Below are 20194 nucleotides of genomic sequence, written 5' to 3'. Positions count from 1 at the left end.
GTCAGCTTGAGCGGGCGAATCCCAGGGATGAATTCTTTCGCACTCTTTTTCCCGCATGGTCTCTGCCTGCTATCGCTGATCTCCCTGCTACCTGTCTCGGCCTTAGAGACCGACGCGCCTGCCCCTGCGGCGACTTCTGAAATCGAGGCAACGACTCGACTGCAAATCTTTTTGGATCGAGCCAACTTCGGTCCTGGAAAGATTGATGGTCGCTATGGGGGCTTCACTGAAAAGGCGCTCACCCTTTATCGTCAATCGCAAGGGTTGCCTGTGCTCAAAGCCGAGGATTCGGACTCGGCCAGTTCCAAGACCACAGAGAATGCACGCCTTCCTTTGCCCGATCTAACGGACATGAACTTGACCAAAATCTCGCCCGTCTTCATCGACTACCACGTGACTGAAGCCGACCTCAAAACCGTAGGTGAAGTCCCCTCGACCATTCCTGAGATCGCGAAACTGGACTGGATTCCTTATGCCAGCCTGAGCGAAGCCCTGGCGGAGAAGTTTCACAGCGACCTGGATTTCCTCAGGGAGCTCAATCCTGACAAGCTAGAGACCTTAAAAGTCGGCGATGTGATTCGGGTGCCGAATGTCGAGGCATTTGATGTGACCGCGGTTAAAGATATGCCTTTGCTCGATCTCATGGAACTCAGCCGTGAGGACTCTGAGGAGCCCAAGGAAAAGGAATCCCAAGCTGACTCCACCGAGCCCCCCCCACCTGCTGCCACGGATCTCGCCGTGAAGGTGGATACCTCTGACAGCATGCTGAAGCTCTTTGAAAAAGGCAAATTGGTGGCCGCCTATCCCGTGACGATCGGCTCTGAGCAGACACAATCGCCACAGGGAGAATGGAAGATTCGCGGTATCGCTCGCCTGCCCGACTTTCGTTATGACCGGTCCTTTCTCAAAACGGGTGAGCGTGGCGAGAAGACCTATCTCATCAAACCCGGACCTAACAACATGGTGGGTGTCGTCTGGATTGCTTTAAACAAACGCGGCATCGGGCTGCACGGCACGAGTGAGCCCGATACCATTGGCCGCAGCACCAGTCATGGCTGTGTGCGTCTTGCCAATTGGGACATCGTCCGCTTAGCCTCGAAAGTCCGGGCTGGTGTGAAGGTCTCCATCCACTGACGCTGAACAGGCCAATCAGCCTGCTCAGCTTAGGCCCCTTGTTTTTTCTTGGCAGGCTTGCTCGTTTTCGGAGCCTTCGTGCCGCTGCTACTGGAACTGCCGCGATCTGATTCCTTAATCTTCGCAAAAACCTTTTGGGCAAAGCTGGCTCGATCTTGGGCTGATTCATCTGGACGCTTTTCCATGTGGGATTTTAAAACGTCACGGAATTTGTTCCGCGCATCTGAAGACAGCGAGGCATACATCTCCTTGCCGTTTTCACCCAGTAGCGAGGAATACTTTTTCGGCTTCTTGCCATCGCTGCCTGCGAGCCGAGTCTTGCCCTCTTTCCCACCCTCGGGGTTCATGGACTGCCCATGGTAATGCATGGTAATCGTTTCCGGCCCCACCATCATTTCGATCTGGGTATTCGCCAAGTCGGTGCCTGCTGCTATACCCGTGAGATGCCACCCCAACTCATTCGGCTCTTCAAAGACCAAGATACTTTCCTTGGTCTTGGTATTAAAGACTGTCGCCACGGGACGTCCACCCACATAGGCCACGCCCGTGAGCTGCAACGTGTCTTCCAGACTGACGTAACGTGTGAAGGGAGACTCCGCCACCAGTGCATCCGCAAAGTTCGCCTCCAGGGGCTGCGGCAGATCCGGGTCAGTCTCTTGACCAAAGCAAGGACTTGATAAGCAATCCAACCCGACAAGGGCTAGGCACAGACAAACAACTCGAATCTTCATTCAAAGGGGGAATTGGCCATCAAACGCGCCCCCGTTCTGAGTCTATCATTCAATCACGACTCCTCATGATCATCCCCAGCGCAGCACGATCCACTGGCAATGTAGCAGTCGTCACAAATCCACACATCACCGATCTGATGGGCCTCCGCCTGCCCACAGCGATCGCAGCCGGGATTTGGAGGTGCTGGCTGAGGAGGTGGAGGTAAGGCATTCACAAAGTCATAATAACCAACTCATGAAGATTTCATGCGTGATCCTGAAAACAAAACGACGGCCCTGATAGGCCGTCGTCTGAAAATCGGATGACGTTGGCCCTATCCGCTAGCGCATTGATGGCGCAGCCTCGCGAAGCTTCGGCGGAGGGTTCACCCCCAAAAACACTTTTCTGAGCATCGGGCGGATCTTTTCATCGGTATGACCAAACTTGCTCAGGTCCATGCCACTTGCCTTGTATTCCACTCCACTCACCTTTTGTTGGTTTTGAAACAACTCGGCCTTAAAATACTTCAAATACATCGCCATGTCCCATTTCCAATTGGCGGTGAAGGTCATATACGGCTCATCAGTGGCAGGCGGAGCGTCCACCAATGTCGTGGCAATGCCCATGGCCTGCACCTGCTTCACCACTTCCGGCTGCATGCCTGACATGTGCAACTTGTCATTCTTCACAATGGCCAGCTTCGTCAGGGGAGGATTGGGAGCGCTTCCCGTATAGCGTGTGGAGTTACACTGACAAAGGATGGTGCAAAGGCTAAGGAGGGTGAGAATATTTTTCATCGGGACCCGCTTGTAGCCACATTGAGAAATTCCCTCAAGGACTCACTTGAAAAAGTTCGGACCCTTGCGCGAGACGTTCATGAATCCTCACCAACTTCTGCACCCATCTTACTTCCTCAGGCGCAAACCCATCAAAATATTCAATTTTCAAATCCTCAAACCGCATCCAACCCCCATAAACGCAGCAAAAACATCAATTTTCAGTTCAATAAAACACTAACAGATCGCCAAATACACTCAAAACAGCACATTTTCATTTGCGATTTTAATAATCGGCCACACAATAGCCCTCGAAATCGCAATTTTCACCTCACAACCACATGAGCACACCCCAAATGGATGGCGCACAGGCGCTAATCAAAACCCTGGCCGACCTCGGCATTGAGTATGTGTTCGGATATTCGGGCGGCGCAGCTATCCCGATTTTCGACGCCTTGGAAACCATGAAGACGAACATGAAGTTCGTCCTCGTGCGTCACGAGCAGGGTGCTGTCCACATGGCGGATGGTTACGCTCGTGCTACGGGTAAGCCTGCCGTGGTGCTGGTGACTTCTGGCCCTGGTGCTGGCAATACCATCACAGGCCTGATGACCGCGCAGATGGATAGCGTGCCGATGATCGTGCTCTGCGGTCAGACCGTGAGCTGGATGTTGGGTAAAGATGCCTTCCAGGAAGCCGACATCTTTAACATCACTGCCCCAGTGGTGAAGCATAACTACCTGGTGAAGGACACCAATGCGATCCCTCGCATTGCCCGAGAAGCCTATCACATCGCCACCACAGGTCGCCCAGGCCCCGTGCTGATCGACATTCCGAAAGACAAGAGCCAAGCTCCTTTCACGGGTGATTATGATGCCCCGATCGACCTTCCCGGCTACCATCCCGAAGAAGCTTTCAAGATCGACACCAAGAAGATCGAAGAAGCGGCTCACCTGATCTCCCAAGCCAAGCGCCCCGTGATCCTCGCCGGTCAGGGAGCGATGATCGCCCGCGCGGACAAAGAACTGCGTCAGCTGGCCGAAGGTCTGAACGCACCGGTGACCACCACCCTGCTGGGTAAAGGTGTCTTCCCAGAAACTCACGCGCTCTCCCTGGGGATGCTGGGTATGCACGGCACCGCCTATGCCAACAAGGCCATGGTGGAAGCTGACCTGATCCTGAACATCGGTTCCCGCTTCGATGACCGCATCATCGGCAAGCCGCACATGTTTGGCCGCAATGCCAAGATCATTCACATCGACATCGATGCGGCTGAGTTCAACAAGATGATCTCGGTGGACGTGGCCATCAAAGGTGATGCCAAGGCAGCGATCAGCGCTCTGCTTCCTCACATCGAGAAGCTGGAAACCACAAGCTGGTTGGAGACTCTGGAAGGCTACAAGAAGAAGTTCCCGCTCAGCTACAAAAAGCAGGGTGGTCTGCGCATGCAGCAGGTCATCGATGAGCTTTACACCCTTTCTAAAGGCAAGGCGATCGTCACCACCGACGTGGGTCAGCACCAGATGTGGGCCGCTCAGTTCTACAAGAACGATGAGAGCTACCACTGGATCAGCTCCGGCGGTGCTGGCACCATGGGCTTTGGTTTCCCTGCTGCCATCGGTGCCCAGCTCGCTTGCCCGGATAAACTCGTGGTCTCCATCTCCGGAGACGGCGGTTTCCAGATGACCTTGTTTGAACTGGCCACCGCAGCCATCCACAAACTGCCGATCAAGATCCTGGTGCTGAACAACAGCTACCTGGGCATGGTGCGCCAGTGGCAGGAACTGTTCTTTGAAAACCGGGAAAGCGGTGTGGACCTCGTGGGTAACCCTGACTTCGTGAAGCTGGGTGAAGCCTACGGCATCAAGGGCTGGCACATCCGCCGTCCTGCTGATGTGGAGCGCGTGCTCCAGCAGGCCCTCGACTACAACGATGGTCCCTGCATCATCGAGGCTGAGTGCATCAAGTATGAAAACGTGTTCCCAATGATCCCTGCCGGCGCTGCGCTGGAAGACATGATCATCGAAGCACCGAAGCATAAGATGGAAAAGCCTACCGGTTCCACGTGATTCAGTGAGGCGGGCACTCGCCTGCCCGCCTTTCCCCCACATGAAGCTCAACACCGTCATCAAAGGCGACGCGCTCAAACAGCTGAAGAAGCTCCCTGATGCGTTTGCCCAGACGGTGATCGCCGACCCGCCTTACTACAACGTCCTCGAAGATGAAGCCTGGGACACTCAATGGAAAACTCCCGAAGCCTACCTCGCCTGGTGCGAGCAATGGGTGGATGAGTCCATGCGCGTCCTCCGCGATGACGGCCTCTGCTTCATCTTTGGCCAGCTAGGTAAACGCGAGCACATCTTTCTCCACCTCATGTCCCGCCTCACCCAACAGCATCGGTTTCATGATCTCATCATCTGGGATCGTGCGGTCGGCTACAATGAGCGGCGGGACAGCTTCACCCCTCAGTATGAGATGATCCTCGTGCTGAGAAAAGGTGAGGAGGCCAAATTCATCAAGGATGCCGTGCGCATTCCTTATGATGCGGAGACGATTCACGCTTACCTCCGGGATCCTCGTTACAAAGATCTCAAGGCGCGTAAAAAGCATCTCAACAAAGGTAAGTTTGCCACCAACATCCTGCGCGTTCCCAGTCTCAAAGGCTTGAGCAAGGAAAAGGTCGGCCATCCCAGTCAAAAGCCGCTTCGTCTCATTCGTAAGCTCGTCGCCTGCAGCACCGAGGTCGATGATGTCGTGCTAGACCCCTTTCTCGGCAGTGGCACCACCGCCGTCGCCGCAGAGATGCAAGGCCGCCGCTGGCTCGGCATCGAGGCCAGCCCGACCTACGTCAAGATGAGTCGTCAGCGCCTCAAAGCCCGCGTCAAAGCCGCCTAGCTTAGCGTTATTCCTTCAGTTCCCTTCCCTTCGTCCATTTCAGAAACAAACAGCACAGCAAAGTCCCATGAGCGACCGCATCCCAGCCACCACGGATAAAAAGCCCGCCCCCCAGGCCGATATCATCAACATCCACACGCTGAGCGTGTATGTGAACAACCAGCCCGGCGTTCTCGGCCGTATCTGCGCGGTTTTCAGCCGTCGTGGTTTCAACATCGAATCCCTCGTGGTGTCCCAAACCCGGGACCCACGTTTCAGCCGCATGACCATCGGCATCAGCGGTCATCCAGAAGGCCTGCACCAGATCATCATGCAGGTGAATAAGCTCATCGACGTGATTCACTGCGTAGAGCATACCGACCGCGACGCCGTGGCTAAGGAACTGGTGCTGATCAAAATCGCCGCCGGTCCAGAGCAGCGCACCGAGATCCTTCAGATCGTGGAGCATTACGCCGGCAAAACCGTGGATCTCCAGGACGACAGCCTCATCGCCATGATCACCGGCAACACCGATAAGCTTGATGCCGCCGTTCGCCTCCTGAGCAAATTCGAGATCGTTGAGACCGTGCGCACAGGTAAAGTGGTGATGGCTCGTGGCCTTGAAACCACCTAACCATGAGTTAGGCCACAAAATCGTTTGTCGCTTCGAAAGGGACTCGCCTCACAGGCGAGTCCTTTTTCTTTGATTTCATCGGGCTCAAAACCCCTGCGTCACCTCCTGGACGCTGTAGAAATACCGGGTGAAGTGAAACACCACAGGGGCGGCAAAACAGAGAGAATCCAGGCGATCCAAAACCCCTCCGTGCCCAGCAATGGCGTGCCCCCAATCCTTCACGCCGACGTCGCGTTTGATGGCGGACATGACCAGACCGCCGAGGAACCCCATGACCACCACTAGGGCCGCCATTCCACCAGCCTGAAGTGCGGTGTAAGGGGTAGCCCAATGCAGGAGGGCACCGATAGCCACTGTGCTGAGGCCACCACCCAGCAGACCTTCCCAGGTCTTATTCGGACTCACACTTGGGGCGATCTTACGCTGTCCACAGGTCTTACCCCATACATATTGGAGCACATCACTGATCTCCACCACGATCACGAACCAGAACAGCAACTTGGCATTCTGGCCCGCATAGTCTTTGAGATCCAGCATGAGCAGTCCCGGCGCGTGACTCACCAAATACACGCAGATGAGAAGGCCCCATTGGATCTTGGCCGTGCGCTCTAGAAAGCGTTCGCAATCCCCCGCCAGTGCACTGCGCATGGGCACGAAGAGAAAGGCATAAACCGGCAGGAAGATGGAAAACATGCCATACCAGCCATCCAGCAAATACCAGTAATGCAGGGGAGTAATGACGAAGAATACCCAGAACAGCGTGCGGTGATCACCAGGTTTGGTCGGCGTTAGCGTGATGAACTCCCTCAGCGCCATGAAGGACAGAAGACCAAATAAAACGGTCGTCCCCGTCTTACCGATCAAAACGGCCAAGGTAAAAATGATCACCATGCCCCACCAGGCTCGCGTGCGGGCCATCACATTTTCCAGCGTCGCCTTCGCACCTTCCGTCTGCGCGCGCCGTTTTAAGAGGCGCCCGAGCACCGACGCCACCACCAGGACACCGACCACGCCGGTGATGAGCCATACAAGTTCGCGATCCAAGTTCATAAGGGTTCAGGTCAGTCAATCAAATCACTCGGAATCCATGCAGACTCCTCCTTCATATCAGCGGCAATTCTCTCGCAAACAGATCACAGATTGCCTCGCCCGCTCTAAAAAGTCCGGTTTCGTCTCTCCGGCTTCCAGTCGAATCGGAGCACCGAAAACCAGACTCCCCAGCAGGGGGGCGGGCAAGATCTCGCCCTTGGGTAAGATGCGGTTCAAATTCTCCATCAATACCGGCACCAACTCCACCTCAGGGCGCCGCCGCGCTAGGTGATAAAGGCCCGCCTTGAAAGGCTGCGGGTCAGGGCTGGTCTGGCGTCCGCCCTCGGGGAAAATAATCAGGGAGTGATCCTCACCCATCGCCTCCAGCATCACATCCAGGGGATTGCAGTCCGCCGTAGGTCGTTTCCGCTCGATCAAGACCGCTCGAAAGACCTGCTGAGCCAACCAGGGACGGAGCTTCCCCACACTCCAGTAGTCATGAGCGGCGACCATCCGGGTTTTTTGCCGAAGTAAGGGGGGCAGGCTTGCCCAGAGAAGCGGCCCGTCCAGATTGCTGGTGTGATTGGCAAAATAGATGCGCTGGCGAAGTTCCGGACCACAGCCGTGCCAGCGTGCGAGAGCCCCCGTCGCGAGGCGTAAAGAACCAGCGATCAAGCCTGAAATCATTAGCCGAATTCAATCTCCAAGCCCGTGACTCTGCAAGACCGAAGTGTATCCGAACACCGAGCAGTTCACATGAACCTGCAACCGCCTCTTGCATTCGTCTCGCAATCAGGCTAGGTGCCCAAGTTTCCCATTTAATGAAAGCAATCCTGGCACTCGAAGACGGACGGTATTTTGAAGGCGAATCCTTTGGCGCACCCGGCACACGCACGGGCGAAATCTGCTTCAATACCTCCATGTCAGGGTATCAGGAAGTTCTGACGGACCCGTCCTACCGTGGCCAGATCGTGGCGATGACGTATCCGATGATCGGTAACTACGGGGTCAATCCGCTGGATGATGAGAGCAATGAGCCTCATGTGCGTGGGTTCGTCGTCGAAGAACTCTGCGAGGTGCCCAGCAACTGGCGCAGCAGCCAGTCTCTCGATGCCTACCTGAAGCAATACAACATTCCCGGGATTCAAGGCGTCGATACCCGCGCCCTCACCAAGCACCTGCGCACCCTGGGTGCCATGCGCTCCGTCATCACCACCGAGGTCGGCACCGTGGCGGAAGCCGTCAAACTGGCTCAGGAAAGCGCCCCAATGTCGGGCAGTGATTTCGTCAAAGAAGTCACCACCCCCTCCATCTATCAGTGGGACCCCGAGAGCCAACTCAGCCGCCAATGGGATATCCCCAGCCCGAGTCAGAACCGCGAAGGTGGTGCTGAAGGAGCCTTCCATCCCCTGCCCGACGCACGGTATCACGTCGTGGCTTATGATTTCGGCATGAAGCGGAACATCCTGCGCGGTCTTCGCCAGAGCGGCTTCCATGTCACGGTCGTGCCAGCCGGCACTTCGGCCGAAGAGGTCCTGGCCCGCAATCCCGATGGCGTTTTCCTTTCCAACGGCCCTGGGGATCCAGGCGCTTTGGGCTACATCCATGAGGAAGTCCGCAAGCTGATCGGCAAGAAGCCTGTCTTTGGCATTTGCCTCGGCCACCAGATCCTCGGCCACGCCTACGGTGGTAAGACCTTCAAACTTAAGTTTGGTCACCGGGGGGGCAACCAGCCTGTGAAAGACCTCCGCACCGGTAAGGTCTCCATCACCAGCCAAAACCACGGCTTCGCTATCGATCCAGCTAGCTTGCCATCCAATGTCGAGGTGACACACATCAACCTCAACGACGGCACCGTCGAAGGCATGCGCCATCGCGAAGCCCCCGTCATGAGCGTGCAGTATCACCCCGAAGCTGCTCCTGGCCCGAACGATGCGAAGTATTTCTTCGATGAGTTCGCCAAGCTGATCGATAACGCGGATTAACCTGTCCCACGTTCATTGTCTAAGACAGCTGTACTCTCCTCTATTGAGGTCGAATTCACGCGCTCATTGAACGAGCTGTGAGGGCCAGGCGTGCAGCTTTGCTCTAGAGACATCATCACGGTATCGGGACGAGCGACAAGATCATCACTTCGTCAGCAGTATAATTCCAAAGCCTTGCTTACCTTCGACGTTTTAGCTTCGTCCAAGGTCGTCGCTTTGAATTTCTCTGCCCGTTATGAAGTCGCTCCTTTGTTTGCTTCTCCTTCCGCTCTCGCTCCACGCGGGTCGCTTTCCTGAAAAGACGCCTGATTCTCCAGGTGCCAGGATGCTGGATGGCTACATGCGGCAACAGACCGCGGAGATTGAGGAAGCCGGCGGACTCAAGGACATTCAAACCGTCGAGGACTGGCAGCGCAAAGCCCCTGAATACCGGAAACAACTGGCGGAGATGCTCGGCCTGGAGCCGATGCCAGAACGCACACCGCTTCAAGCAACTAAAACTGGGGAACTGAAGGGGGATGGTTATGTCATCGAAAAGATGCATTTCCAGGCCGTCCCCGGCTACTATGTCACGGCCAATCTCTACCTGCCTGATAAGGTCGAAAAACCACTCCCCACGATCCTCTATGTCTGCGGCCATGCCGTGGTTGAAAAGGATGGCGTGCGCTTAGGCAACAAAACGGGCTATCATCATCATGGTATCTGGTTTGCCCGTCACGGTTATGCCTGCCTTATCATTGATACCGTCCAGCTCGGGGAGATCCGTGGCGAACATCATGGCACCTATAGCAAAGGGCGCTGGTGGTGGATGTCACGTGGTTATACGCCCGCGGGCTTGGAAGCTTGGGCCAGTATTCGCGCGTTAGATTATCTGGAAACCCGCCCTGAAGTGGACAAAACCCGCTTCGGTGTCACAGGACGCAGTGGTGGCGGAGCTTACTCCTGGTGGGTGGCCGCTCTGGATGAGCGCATTAAAGCGGCCGCGCCCACGGCAGGCGTCACTACCATGCGCAATCATGTGGTGGATGGTTGCATCGAAGGCCACTGCGACTGCATGTTCTATGTGAACACCTACCGGTGGGACTATGATCGCATGGTCGCGTTAGTAGTGCCGCGTCCGTTGCTCATCTGCAACACCGACAAGGACGATATCTTTCCTATCGACGGCGTCTTCAACATCTATCAAAACGTTCGTCGAATCTATTCTTTGTTAGGCCAAGAAAAGAACATTGGCCTGCAGATCGCCGAAGGTCCCCATAAAGACCTCCAGCCGCTGAACACGGGCGCCTTCCATTGGTTCGAGTGTCATCTCAAAGGAGCCGACCCGATGGCCGTGCTGGACGAAGGAGCCAAAAAATCTCTGCAGCCTGAAGTTTTGAAGGTCTTTACCGAACTGCCCAAAGACGAGAAAAACACAACCATCGACCAAACCTTCGTCGCGAAGGCCGCCCCCCCTACACCACCCGCGAATGCCGAATCGTGGGACAAACAACGGCAAAGCTGGATGCAATCGCTGACTGAAAAAGTCTTTGCAGGATGGCCTCAAACCTCCACCGCAGTCCCACTTACCAAAGACAACAGTTTGGAAAACGAAGGGCTTCAGATGACAGCTTATGACTTCAATCCAGATTCGTCTTTCCGTCTGCGTCTCCACCTCGTGCATCGCGCCGGACTGCGAGCTGAAGATCTCGAACTCGTCGCGCTCAATGTCTTGGATCAAGACGGCTGGCAGGACTTTCAAAAAACCTACGGCAGCAAGTTCGCCTCCTTATTTGAAGGCCCCCGAGCCGAACAAAGCGACGAGGCCGCCTTGGCAAGCGAGAAGAAAATGTTCCAAGCCTTCAAGTGGGGCATGGCCTATGTATGTCCACGCGGCATCGGTCCCACGGAATGGATAGGCAGTGTCAAAGCTCAGACCCAACGCCTGAGACGCTTTTATCTCCTCGGTCAAACGCTGGATTCCATGCGTGTCTGGGATGTACGTTGTGCCATTCAAGGCCTCAAGCAAATCCCTGGTATGGACAAGACGCCGCTTTGGCTTCAAGCCCATCGCGATATGGCCGTTCATGGCGTTTACGCTTCCCTGTATGAAGACGGCATCACCCGACTGGATCTGCACGATGTGCCCACCAGCCATGAGCAGAGCCCAACCTATCTGAATGTGCTCAAGGTCCTTGATGTGCCGCAAGCGATCGCTATGGCCGCCAGCAAAACTCGAGTGATCCTCTACTCTGCGGATGATGCGGCTTGGGCTTACCCGAATGCCACCGCCAAGAACCTCCAGTGGAGCAACAAGCAGTGGCAGATACGTAAACCGGTGAATTGAGTCACCTCATTCAGTCCACCAAGTAGGGCCGATTTGATCTCGGGCGATGGGTTGACGCTTTTGAACTGTTGGCTCATGTCCCCACTCGATTCCAGCTGTTTCAGGAATACCCAGCTCCTTTCCGAACAATTGGTTATCCTTCCACGTGATGCCAGACAGATCACACCTTACCTCCACCACCTGTGCTTTGGGGCAATACACTCGATTTGCCTCGAATGTCGTGTCCAGGGGAGGGAGGTTAGGTACTCCTGGCACTTTATCCCCCTCCAATCCGATCAAGATCGGATGCTCACAATCCACCAGGGTGTTGTTTTCAATGCGCGCCCGCTTCACCTGGAAATAGCCATTGGCCGGAGAATCGGGTAACCCCATCATGAAAGTGATCCCGCAACGCACTTCATCACCCGTCAGACTCTCGAGGTAGTTGTTCTTCACCACGTGATCTTCTCCAATCACCCGGATACCGCCAGTTCCTTTAGCTCCATTGCCAAAGAAAGCATTGCCATCCACCGTGCAACCATTGCCATGACGAAGCGTCAAGGTGCCGCTGACTTCCACAAAGGAGTTGTCCTGATAGAGATTGCTGCAGGACTTGTTCGAGATGCATTCAGCCTCGCCATTGCATTTCACGAAGAGATTCCTCCGCACAATGCAGTCCGCTCTTTGCATGGATGTTTTGCTATCGCCGACACGAATGGTCTCACCCCCGTTTTTACCCAACTTCTCACGTGGACCGAAATAGTTTTCCTCGATCACATGCCGTCCCACATTCTTATCCCCCAACCACACAACGAGGGTCGTGCCCTTGGTTAACTTGCCCTGAAACAGGCAGTGATCGACACGATTGCTTTCCCCATAGAGCCCGACCCAGCGAGATTCCTTATCCTCTTTGCTCCCCACATCTGAATTCAAAGTCACGGCACATCCTGTTAGGCGACAGTTCGATGCCAGAGTCTTTGAATCAATGCGAAACTCGAGGGTGTCACCCACCGACGGATTCGGGTCCTGAAACCAAAGTCCTTCCACGATCAAATATTCCCCACCGATGCGTAACGCCGAGGCACCTGTAAAAATGGTTTTCCCTGGCACCTTAGCCCGCAGGGTGATCGGAGCATCCACAGTTCCTTTCCCTTTAAACTTCACCACGGTATCCGGCCACTCGCCTTCTCTAAGCACGATGCGATCTCCAGGTTGCGCAGCTTTAATCGCAGCCTCCAATCCAGCCGGGTTTGTTACAACGACATCTACCGCCTGAAGGATGAGAGGTAGACCGAGCAAAAGGGAAATGAAGCGCATCATAGGTGCAAAGACCGAGGACCATCAAAGCGGGTCCTGCCAAAAAGGGAATCAAAAAAGAAAAAGGCGGAACCCTTGGGGAGTTCCGCCTTTTGGCTACAAACACCTAACTGAATCAAAATCAGGCCGCATCTTTCTTGGGCGCGTCAGCCTCCTTCTTGGGAGACTCTCCTTCGAATTCTGGGCGCTCCTTACCTGGAGCTTTGTCACCATCTTGTGAAGGGGGACGGCGGAAGCCGCCTTCACCACCGCCATCGGGCCCTCGACGGGGACCACCTTCACCACCAGGGCGCCGATCTCCGTCACCTGGACCACGTCCGAAGCCTGGCCCCCCCTGCCCGCCTGGGCCACGCATCATATTGCGGATCCGCTCCATTCCAGCTCGCATCTCGTCTTTGGTGAGTTTGCCATCGGCATTTTCGTCCACCCGAGAAAAGCGAGTTTCGATCTCCTGTTTGGAGAATTCCACATACTCTTCTTTGCTGACGGAACCATCTGCGTCTTTATCCATGCGGCCAAAGATTTCGTCCATGGGTGGGCCGCCGGGGCCTCCTGGAGGGCCACCTTCTGGACGACGCCCGCCTTCGGGGGGTTGTGGGCGCTCTCCATCAGGTCTTGCTCCTCCCTCGGGAGAGCCGCCCGGTGGACGGCGGAAACCACCTTCCTTGCCCTCCCCATCGGGCCGACGAAAACCGCCACCTTCACCTGGGCGCCCACCGCGCATGCCTTCCCGCATCTTCTCTGCCACGGAGGCCATTTCAGCCTGGTCCACGTAGCCATCGCTATTCGTGTCCATGCGGGCGAAACGCTCGTCGTTTCCTTCGCGCTGAGACATCGCACCAAATTCTTCCTTGCTGATCTTGCCGTCACCATTGGCATCCGCCCGCTTCAAAAACTCGGCGAGACGGCCACCGCCGCGGCCTTCGCCTTCAGGAGGCGGACCTTTGGGGGCACCTTCTTGAGCGAAGGCAAGACTGGCGCTCAGAGAGAGTAGGCCCAGGAAACAAAAAGGGGTCTTGGATGATTTCATAGTTGGATAGGCTGAGTGTTATCGACAGCACTCACTCCAACCCAGAAGGCTCAAATCGGTTGCGCAACCTTTCAAAAAAAATCGTCCTCTCATTGAACGATACTTCTCACCTCGCCTTTTTGAAGACGTGTGATCAGCACCTGCCCGTCCGCAATTTCATCCGCGTCGCGCAATACCCTGCCCTCTTCATTGGTTGTGTAGGAAAAGCCTCGAGCCAGGATCGATTCAGGACCGAGATTGCGGAGCACATCCGTGCGTGCTTTCACTCGATCTTCGAGTCGGTCTAACCGATGAATCAGTTGCTGTTGCAACCGTTGAGCTTGCTGCGCCACCCGATGCTCAGACTCACTCAAAAGCACGCGCGGATGATGAGCCATCAGCACTTGCTGCCGCTCAACGAGCTGATCCAGTAGGTCTTGCAAGCTCAGCCTCGAGGCATCTTTCATCCGATACTCGATGTCATCCGCCGTCTGCTCAGCGGCTTGGAGCTGATGCTCGGGTGCCGTCTTCAAAGCACCGCGAGCCATGAAATCCAAGACCTGCTCATGATGCGTGAGCGTGTAGTCCATACGCGAGCTGATCTGTCGAGACAGCGACTCGAAATGCCTCATCAGTTCCGCGCGATCTGGAGCCAACAGCTCCGCTGCCGCACTGGGTGTAGGCGCACGCAGATCGGCGACAAAATCGGCAATCGTGAAATCAATTTCATGCCCCACGGCTGAGATCACAGGAATCCGTGAGTCAAAGATAGCCCGCGCGAGAGACTCTTCATTGTAGGCCCAGAGATCTTCTATGCTACCGCCGCCCCGTCCGATCACGATCGTGTCCGGTTGTGGTATCCCGTGCCGCTCAGCTTCATTCAGGACTCTCAATGCCTGAATCGTTTCTCGTTCCACGCCTTGGCCTTGGACCCGCACCGGATAAACCATGACGTGAATCCATGGAGCCCTGCGAGTCAAGATATTCAGCATGTCCTGAATCGCCGCCCCCGTGGGTGAGGTTACAAGCGCCACCACACGCGGATATTTGGGGATGGCTTGCTTGTGCTCGGCATCGAAGAGCCCCTCTTCATAGAGACTCTTTTTCAAAGCCTCAAACCGGGCCTGGAGGCTTCCCTGGCCCTTCATTTGGGCCTGCTTCACCACCATCTGATACTGACCACGTGCTTCATAGACGGAGATAGTTCCGTAGAGCTGCACCTGCGCCCCTTCCGTCAGCCTCACCCCTGTACGGGCCGATCCGCGAAACATCACACAGGCAAGCTGAGCACCGGCATCCTTCAGGGTGAAATACTGATGCCCGCTACTCTGGAGTCGATGATTGCTGATCTCCCCCTCCACCCACACGCTGCCGATGCGGCCCTCCAACACATCGCGAATCTCACGCGTGAGCTGGGTGACGGAGAGGACATCTTCAGGTTCGGTCATGTTCTCGTGTCTCTAGCGTGGCCCCGCTCCACTGCCAGCAAGAAAATAGCTGGATTAAAACCGCCCCATAAAAAAGCTCCACACCGCACCTGCAGTGCCGAGCCAGCAGCGCCCCACTTCGATCAATCCCAATCCTGGCGTCGGCGAGGCGGCAATGAACAACCCAATGATCAACATCACATTCACGAGAAAGATGAGCAGCATAGAAAAGAACTCGCCATTCCGCTGCAGGTCACTCTGCTCGATCACCACCGTCTTCCAGGTGAAGGTGGCATGAAAGCACCACGTCAGGCCGAGTAAGATGTAGAAAAACCAGACGGGTTTAAAACGCAGCGCCGTTTCTCCCAGAGAGAGGTGATGCATGCCGTGGAGATTCCATACCATCCCAGCGACTCCAAAAAGGATGAGCACGACCAATGAATAAAAGGGCAAGAGGTAAGGAGCCAGGGTGATCCAGGTGTTCGACTTATTCGTCTCCACATAGCCTCCGGTCGCGGAGAAGTCCCAATCCAAAATCTTTCCACCGAAAGCGCGTGCCACCAAGAGATGACTCACTTCATGGCCGAACACATAACTCCGAACAGGACGCCAACCTGTGACATACCCCACCGTCCAAGCCACGGCTCCGATCATGAAAAATATCACCTCCTCGGAACGCCAGAACTCCAGTCGGAACACGGCACGCGATAGCATTTCTACCAGCGTCAGCGCTGTCACCAGTCCCAGGGGAAATAACAACAGCACCGCGATCAATCGCTTCAGTTTTTTGATTTTCTCATGCTTCTGGATTTTCGGGTGCCTCTTCAAAGTGGTCAACGCCGAGCGATCTGCCCGACGTTGCACTCGTTCTTTAGTGCTGGCACGGAAGGTGTTCTGTGACATGGAGAATTTGCATTTATTTAGCAAATGTTAACATTTTAACAATCAAAGATGTTTATATGTGTAGAACTATGGGGTATAACTTTTATTGTCGTACCGCCTGACATCTCATCAGTTCATGAAATTCTAGTTTTTTTAAACAATCACTAAACCTCACTTGTCGAGAGGCTCGTGGTCGGCGATACTTTTCTTATTCCTGAGAAATTCCCTCTGATTCTTTCATGACCCCGGATGTGCTCCAGTTCCAGTGCAGTGCGTGCAAAACCGTGCTCACCGTGCCAGCCCAAATGGCAGGAGTCACGGGCCCCTGCCCCGTCTGCGGACAGACCATCACGTCTCCCAGCGCGCCACCATCCGCGACGGCAGTTCCTGCATCCCTCTTTAGTAGCCCGACCCCGCGCCAGAGTCCGCCCCCGGCTTCTCCACTCGGCTCGTCATCCCCCGCCACTACGCCTCCGTCTCTCGCCAGCTTGAATCCGGTCATGCCGATGCCGCATTCGATTGCGCAGCATCTGAGTCCCATAGGGATGACACCACCCTCATCACCGCCGGCGAGTATGCCGCCAAGTCAGAATCCTGCCCCCGCCATAAGTGGGGGTGGCTTTTTTGGCGGATCGGCACCAACGGCGCCGGAGCCTCCCTTACCGCCCGCTCAACAGCCAGGGCTCGGGCAGACGTTGCTTGGAGGCTTGCCCTCCATGCCTCCCACGCATGGTCTCTCGACGGCACCCACAGCTTCAGGGAACACAGGCCTCTTACCACCGCGACGTGCTGAGGGAGTGCCTCCTCAAACCGGGAATTCACAGCCGTCCGCAACGCCATGGGGCGGCGGAGCATCAGTTACCCCACCCGCAGGCATGCCGCCCTCCGGCTTCGGCGCTCAGCCACCTGCTGTAGGGTCCCCCCTCTTCCCATCCTCCCCTGGAGGCGCTTCCGTCATGCCGCCAGGGGGTGACTTTGCTGGCCTCAGCCCAGGCGGACAGGGCTCGCCACTCTTCCCCTCGCGCACAGGTGGTGCCCCTTCCCACAGTTCTCTGATTCCGGGTTCCCCCACCCTGCCTACGCTCGGAGCGCATGGCGGTGCAAATCCACCGCAAAATTCCCTCTTGGCCCGCGACGTGCCTGCGGCGGCCCCATCTTCCAGCGCAGCCCCCGGAGCTCTCAAGCTGCCAGAGACACCCTCGGAATCCTCCTCAGGCCAGCCCTCTTTCACGCCACGAGCCATCAAGCGGCCTAAACGCGGTTCGAACATCTTCATGTTCGCTCTCGCTGTTCTTTTTCTTGGAGGATTCGTGGCCGCCGCAGGGTGGATGTTCCGGGAGCCGATCATGCAAGTGGTGAATCGCTACATGCCGGCTAAGAACAAGCCCCTGGAGATCAAGCTCCCAACGCCGGACCCGAGCCCTATGACGGCCAGTTCCGCAGAACCCGCCCCTAAATCGGTTACCGCATCCTCCCCAGACACTCCGTCCCCGTCAGTTTCAGATCCCAAAACGGCCGATACGGCCCCAGCTCCCAGGTCTTCGTTTGATCCCACTCAGCCGAAGCCACCTCGTGCAGAACCAGCCTCTCCTGAAGAGATCGCCGCTCTTCAAGGGAACTCCGCCGCCACGCAGCCCCCCAACGCTACTTTACCGAAGCCCGCAACACCCTCCGGCCCGCTCGCAGGCACTCCGCCCAAGGCCATGTCATCAGCATTACAAAACAATGCAAACGACTCGGAAACCACAGCCAACGTGACGCCACCTTCATCCGCGACTCGGGAGTTAAAGATTGAAGTCACTGATGAAGCTAAACCGGCAGCTGATGCCCTCATGCGCTTCCTCACCGCGAAGGATCTGCAAGAGCGCCTGAAATACACCCTCGCCGCCGACATGATGAAACCCCTCATGGAGCGCTATTATCAGGCCCAGCCCTCCGGCCCCGTGCGGGTGGATGCCGTCGGCCTCGTTCGCTTTGATCCCAAACCCCAGATCGGCGGGGGAGCCCATGCCGTCTTCGGGGTGGAGAGTCGTGGTTGGGAATACCCCGTTCCAGTCATGCTAGAAGAAACTAGCAAAGGCTTCCAAGTGGATTGGCTGTCCTTCGTGGAGTTCAAAGACCGTCTATTGGAAAAGTTCTTTGAAGGGTATCAAGAAGGCACGGCTCGATTCCATGTGGGCATCACACGGACCCACTACTTTGAGGACAAGGTGCCCAATACGGATAATAAAGATGCTTTCCGCATCGGGCCTGCCCCACCAAACCCTTATCTCACGACCATCTTCGTTGAAAAAGACTCCCAACTCGGTCGCGATCTCCGGGATCGTATCCCTTGGGGAGCGCAAGTCTGGGCCATTGTGGATCTGGAATGGGTAAAACTAGGTACTCAGCAGTGGGTCCAACTGGCCAGCGTGCCTCAGCTCAATTGGTATTCCGTCCCAAGCGAGAAAAAACCTAAATCAGGAAAGACCTCCGAATTGCCCAACGAAGTTCAACGGGCCGTTCCAGTAGGGCGTTGACTCATCGGGATTGGCCTCTGTTTCGTGCCCATGAAGGCCACCTTTAACAGAAGCATGGTCAGCATAACCAAAAACAATGAAAGCCTGTCAGCCTCCTTGACAGGCTTTTTTTATCGCAGACATTCCCCGCGTTCGATGAATTTCGTTTCTGCCATCTCCATGTCGATCCTTCCGATCATTATTGGGCCCTCATCAGGGCAGGCCTAAACGTGCATCATTGATCTCCAAACGCCGTTTCAATCCGCCGCCCTGAGTTTCACCGACTCGGGGCTTTTTTGTTTATCCCCCCACATGCCATGAATCCAGATCCCCATGCCGCTCCATCCTCCGTCTCGCTCTCCGAGATCATGACCGCACGTCTGCGTCTGAATGGAGCCATCATTCGGACGCCCTGTGTCGAGTCCTCTGCACTCAGCGATCTGACCGGCATGCGCATCTTCTGCAAACAGGAGCATCTGCAACGCACAGGCAGTTTTAAAGAACGCGGGGCTCGCAATGCCCTGGCTCAACTGACGCATGAACAAGCCAAACGCGGTGTCATCGCCGCCTCCGCAGGAAACCACGCTCTTGGCCTCTCCTGGCATGGACAATCCCTCAAAGTCCCCGTCACCGTCGTGATGCCACGCTTTGCCCCTTTGGTCAAAGTGTCGCGCTGCCGTCAATTCGGCGCCCAGGTGATCCTGCATGGCGATACCTTTGACGAGGCACGTGCGGAGGCCAATCGCTTGGCGGAGGCGGATCAACTGACCTACATTCATCCTTTTGACAATCCGCAGGTCATCGCAGGTCAAGGCACCATGGCTTTTGAAATCCTGGAGCAAGTGCCCGATGCCGAAGCCATCCTTGTGCCTGTGGGTGGGGGCGGCCTGCTGGCGGGTGTTGCGACGGTGCTCAAGGCGCTTAAACCGGATCTGCAAATCATCGGTGTCGAGCCTGCCCATGCGGCCTGCTTCGCGGCAGGTAAGGCGGAGGGCAAACCCACTCGCATCACCACACGTTACACGTTGGCGGATGGTCTTGCCGTTGCGGAAGTGGGAAAACACACTTTGGAGATCGCCGCACCTCTCGTGGATCGCATGGTCTTGGTGGGTGAAGAAGAACTGGCGCTCGCCATGCTGCGGTTGGCGGAGCTCGATAAATGCGTCATCGAAGGTGCCGGAGCCGCAGGTCTCGCCGCATTGCTCGGCAACCATTTGCCCGACTTGAAAGGCAGACGCGTCGTCTTGCTGCTCTCAGGTGGCAACATCGATCCCCTCGCCCACAGCCGAGTCATCGAGCGTGGGCTTGCCGCCGATGGCCGCATCTACCGTTTTGATGTGCTCATCAGTGACCGCCCTGGGGGCTTGGCGCACCTTTCCTCGGTGCTTGCAACAGCCGGGGCCAATGTGACGGAGATCGTCCACAACCGCACTTTCTCAGGACCTGATTTATCACGCGTCCATGTACTCTGCACGGTGGAAACGAGAGATCGTGAGCACATTGCCGAGGTGCAGCGCCTGCTCAGCGAGAACGGTGTTGAAATCGCTTCGCCGAGCAAATCCATGCTCCCTGCTTAAGACGGTTTCAAAGTAATTTGAGCCGAGAGCGATTTC

17 protein-coding genes are annotated in these 20194 nt (G+C 56.0%); 8 read left to right on the top strand and 9 right to left on the bottom strand.

The features are described from left to right. The first annotated feature begins 27 nt into the window (after window positions 1–27). On the top strand, window positions 28–1134 hold the full coding sequence (locus tag B5D61_RS06915; RefSeq protein WP_078812606.1) for a L,D-transpeptidase family protein: 1107 nt from the start codon (window positions 28–30) through the stop codon (window positions 1132–1134). Window positions 1135–1163: 29 nt separating this feature from the next. On the opposite strand, the gene B5D61_RS06910 is transcribed toward B5D61_RS06915, so the two are convergent. Together B5D61_RS06910 and B5D61_RS06905 are read right to left on the bottom strand one after the other, a co-directional pair. Then, the gene (locus B5D61_RS06910; RefSeq protein WP_078812605.1) at window positions 1164–1865 is read right to left on the bottom strand and encodes a hypothetical protein; all 702 of its coding nucleotides are present in this window, start codon (window positions 1863–1865) and stop codon (window positions 1164–1166) included. Window positions 1866–2186: 321 nt separating this feature from the next. Beyond that, entirely contained in the window at window positions 2187–2642 is a 456-nt protein-coding gene (locus B5D61_RS06905; protein WP_078812604.1) for an Sbal_3080 family lipoprotein, read from the bottom strand. A gap of 320 nt (window positions 2643–2962) precedes the next feature. Here B5D61_RS06905 and ilvB point away from each other — a divergent pair, with 320 nt between their 5' ends. The 3 genes from ilvB to ilvN all read left to right on the top strand — a co-directional run bounded on the left by ilvB (window position 2963) and on the right by ilvN (window position 6129). Beyond that, window positions 2963–4690 (top strand): biosynthetic-type acetolactate synthase large subunit, encoded by a 1728-nt coding sequence (gene ilvB / locus B5D61_RS06900; protein WP_078812603.1) that lies wholly within the window; start codon window positions 2963–2965, stop codon window positions 4688–4690. Between the two features lie 40 nt (window positions 4691–4730). Beyond that, the gene (locus B5D61_RS06895) at window positions 4731–5516 is read left to right on the top strand and encodes a DNA-methyltransferase (RefSeq protein ID WP_078812602.1); all 786 of its coding nucleotides are present in this window, start codon (window positions 4731–4733) and stop codon (window positions 5514–5516) included. A 67-nt stretch (window positions 5517–5583) separates the two neighbouring features. Then, complete coding sequence (gene ilvN / locus B5D61_RS06890) at window positions 5584–6129, top strand: acetolactate synthase small subunit (protein ID WP_078812601.1); 546 nt, start codon at window positions 5584–5586, stop codon at window positions 6127–6129. A gap of 84 nt (window positions 6130–6213) precedes the next feature. Here the strand turns inward: ilvN and B5D61_RS06885 are convergent, their stop codons facing one another. Further along, on the bottom strand, window positions 6214–7179 hold the full coding sequence (locus B5D61_RS06885) for a phosphatidate cytidylyltransferase (RefSeq protein ID WP_078812600.1): 966 nt from the start codon (window positions 7177–7179) through the stop codon (window positions 6214–6216). Between the two features lie 57 nt (window positions 7180–7236). Beyond that, window positions 7237–7845, bottom strand: a complete 609-nt coding sequence (locus B5D61_RS06880; protein WP_078812599.1) for a lysophospholipid acyltransferase family protein — start codon at window positions 7843–7845, stop codon at window positions 7237–7239. A gap of 134 nt (window positions 7846–7979) precedes the next feature. On the opposite strand from B5D61_RS06880, the gene carA reads away from it, so the two are divergent. Both carA and B5D61_RS06870 read left to right on the top strand, forming a co-directional pair. Continuing rightward, window positions 7980–9143: a glutamine-hydrolyzing carbamoyl-phosphate synthase small subunit gene (gene carA, locus B5D61_RS06875; protein ID WP_078812598.1), complete on the top strand. Its 1164-nt coding sequence runs from the start codon at window positions 7980–7982 to the stop codon at window positions 9141–9143. Window positions 9144–9378: 235 nt separating this feature from the next. Then, entirely contained in the window at window positions 9379–11469 is a 2091-nt protein-coding gene (locus tag B5D61_RS06870) for an alpha/beta hydrolase family protein (protein WP_078812597.1), read from the top strand. A 6-nt stretch (window positions 11470–11475) separates the two neighbouring features. On the opposite strand, the gene B5D61_RS06865 is transcribed toward B5D61_RS06870, so the two are convergent. The 5 genes from B5D61_RS06865 to B5D61_RS06845 all read right to left on the bottom strand — a co-directional run bounded on the left by B5D61_RS06865 (window position 11476) and on the right by B5D61_RS06845 (window position 16585). Beyond that, window positions 11476–12768 (bottom strand): polysaccharide lyase 6 family protein, encoded by a 1293-nt coding sequence (locus tag B5D61_RS06865; protein ID WP_078812596.1) that lies wholly within the window; start codon window positions 12766–12768, stop codon window positions 11476–11478. 118 nt (window positions 12769–12886) lie between these two features. Beyond that, the gene (locus B5D61_RS06860; protein ID WP_078812595.1) at window positions 12887–13795 is read right to left on the bottom strand and encodes an EF-hand domain-containing protein; all 909 of its coding nucleotides are present in this window, start codon (window positions 13793–13795) and stop codon (window positions 12887–12889) included. Between the two features lie 89 nt (window positions 13796–13884). Continuing rightward, complete coding sequence (gene xseA, locus B5D61_RS06855) at window positions 13885–15222, bottom strand: exodeoxyribonuclease VII large subunit (protein ID WP_078812594.1); 1338 nt, start codon at window positions 15220–15222, stop codon at window positions 13885–13887. 54 nt (window positions 15223–15276) lie between these two features. After that, a complete protein-coding gene (locus tag B5D61_RS06850) occupies window positions 15277–16104 on the bottom strand; it encodes a hypothetical protein (RefSeq protein ID WP_078812593.1) in 828 nt (275 codons plus the stop codon). 187 nt (window positions 16105–16291) lie between these two features. Further along, entirely contained in the window at window positions 16292–16585 is a 294-nt protein-coding gene (locus B5D61_RS06845) for a hypothetical protein (protein ID WP_078812592.1), read from the bottom strand. 373 nt (window positions 16586–16958) lie between these two features. Between B5D61_RS06845 and B5D61_RS06835 the strand changes: the two genes are divergently transcribed. Both B5D61_RS06835 and ilvA read left to right on the top strand, forming a co-directional pair. Beyond that, window positions 16959–18602, top strand: a complete 1644-nt coding sequence (locus B5D61_RS06835) for a hypothetical protein (protein ID WP_139373111.1) — start codon at window positions 16959–16961, stop codon at window positions 18600–18602. A gap of 296 nt (window positions 18603–18898) precedes the next feature. Further along, window positions 18899–20158 carry a threonine ammonia-lyase gene (ilvA, locus tag B5D61_RS06830; protein WP_078812937.1) on the top strand — a complete coding sequence of 420 codons (1260 nt, stop codon included), beginning with the start codon at window positions 18899–18901 and terminating at the stop codon, window positions 20156–20158. The last annotated feature ends 36 nt before the right edge of the window (window positions 20159–20194 follow it).

Source organism: Prosthecobacter debontii, assembly GCF_900167535.1.
In the GTDB taxonomy this organism is placed as follows: domain Bacteria; phylum Verrucomicrobiota; class Verrucomicrobiia; order Verrucomicrobiales; family Verrucomicrobiaceae; genus Prosthecobacter; species Prosthecobacter debontii.
Note: the sequence above shows the minus strand (reverse complement) of the source record. Positions and strands in the feature narration are given on the sequence as shown.

What these genes read in the sequence shown, in the direction of transcription:
- B5D61_RS06860 (WP_078812595.1), bottom strand. Translation starts at nt 13,795, where the DNA reads ATGAAATCATCCAAGACCCCTTTTTGTTTCCTGGGCCTACTCTCTCTG.
- B5D61_RS06910 (WP_078812605.1), bottom strand. Translation starts at nt 1,865, where the DNA reads ATGAAGATTCGAGTTGTTTGTCTGTGCCTAGCCCTTGTCGGGTTGGAT.
- carA (WP_078812598.1), top strand. Translation starts at nt 7,980, where the DNA reads ATGAAAGCAATCCTGGCACTCGAAGACGGACGGTATTTTGAAGGCGAA.
- B5D61_RS06915 (WP_078812606.1), top strand. Translation starts at nt 28, where the DNA reads ATGAATTCTTTCGCACTCTTTTTCCCGCATGGTCTCTGCCTGCTATCG.
- ilvA (WP_078812937.1), top strand. Translation starts at nt 18,899, where the DNA reads ATGAATCCAGATCCCCATGCCGCTCCATCCTCCGTCTCGCTCTCCGAG.
- ilvB (WP_078812603.1), top strand. Translation starts at nt 2,963, where the DNA reads ATGAGCACACCCCAAATGGATGGCGCACAGGCGCTAATCAAAACCCTG.
- B5D61_RS06870 (WP_078812597.1), top strand. Translation starts at nt 9,379, where the DNA reads ATGAAGTCGCTCCTTTGTTTGCTTCTCCTTCCGCTCTCGCTCCACGCG.
- B5D61_RS06845 (WP_078812592.1), bottom strand. Translation starts at nt 16,585, where the DNA reads ATGACCGGATTCAAGCTGGCGAGAGACGGAGGCGTAGTGGCGGGGGAT.
- ilvN (WP_078812601.1), top strand. Translation starts at nt 5,584, where the DNA reads ATGAGCGACCGCATCCCAGCCACCACGGATAAAAAGCCCGCCCCCCAG.
- B5D61_RS06850 (WP_078812593.1), bottom strand. Translation starts at nt 16,104, where the DNA reads ATGTCACAGAACACCTTCCGTGCCAGCACTAAAGAACGAGTGCAACGT.
- B5D61_RS06905 (WP_078812604.1), bottom strand. Translation starts at nt 2,642, where the DNA reads ATGAAAAATATTCTCACCCTCCTTAGCCTTTGCACCATCCTTTGTCAG.
- B5D61_RS06880 (WP_078812599.1), bottom strand. Translation starts at nt 7,845, where the DNA reads ATGATTTCAGGCTTGATCGCTGGTTCTTTACGCCTCGCGACGGGGGCT.
- B5D61_RS06865 (WP_078812596.1), bottom strand. Translation starts at nt 12,768, where the DNA reads ATGATGCGCTTCATTTCCCTTTTGCTCGGTCTACCTCTCATCCTTCAG.
- B5D61_RS06895 (WP_078812602.1), top strand. Translation starts at nt 4,731, where the DNA reads ATGAAGCTCAACACCGTCATCAAAGGCGACGCGCTCAAACAGCTGAAG.
- B5D61_RS06885 (WP_078812600.1), bottom strand. Translation starts at nt 7,179, where the DNA reads ATGAACTTGGATCGCGAACTTGTATGGCTCATCACCGGCGTGGTCGGT.
- xseA (WP_078812594.1), bottom strand. Translation starts at nt 15,222, where the DNA reads ATGACCGAACCTGAAGATGTCCTCTCCGTCACCCAGCTCACGCGTGAG.
- B5D61_RS06835 (WP_139373111.1), top strand. Translation starts at nt 16,959, where the DNA reads ATGCCGCCCTCCGGCTTCGGCGCTCAGCCACCTGCTGTAGGGTCCCCC.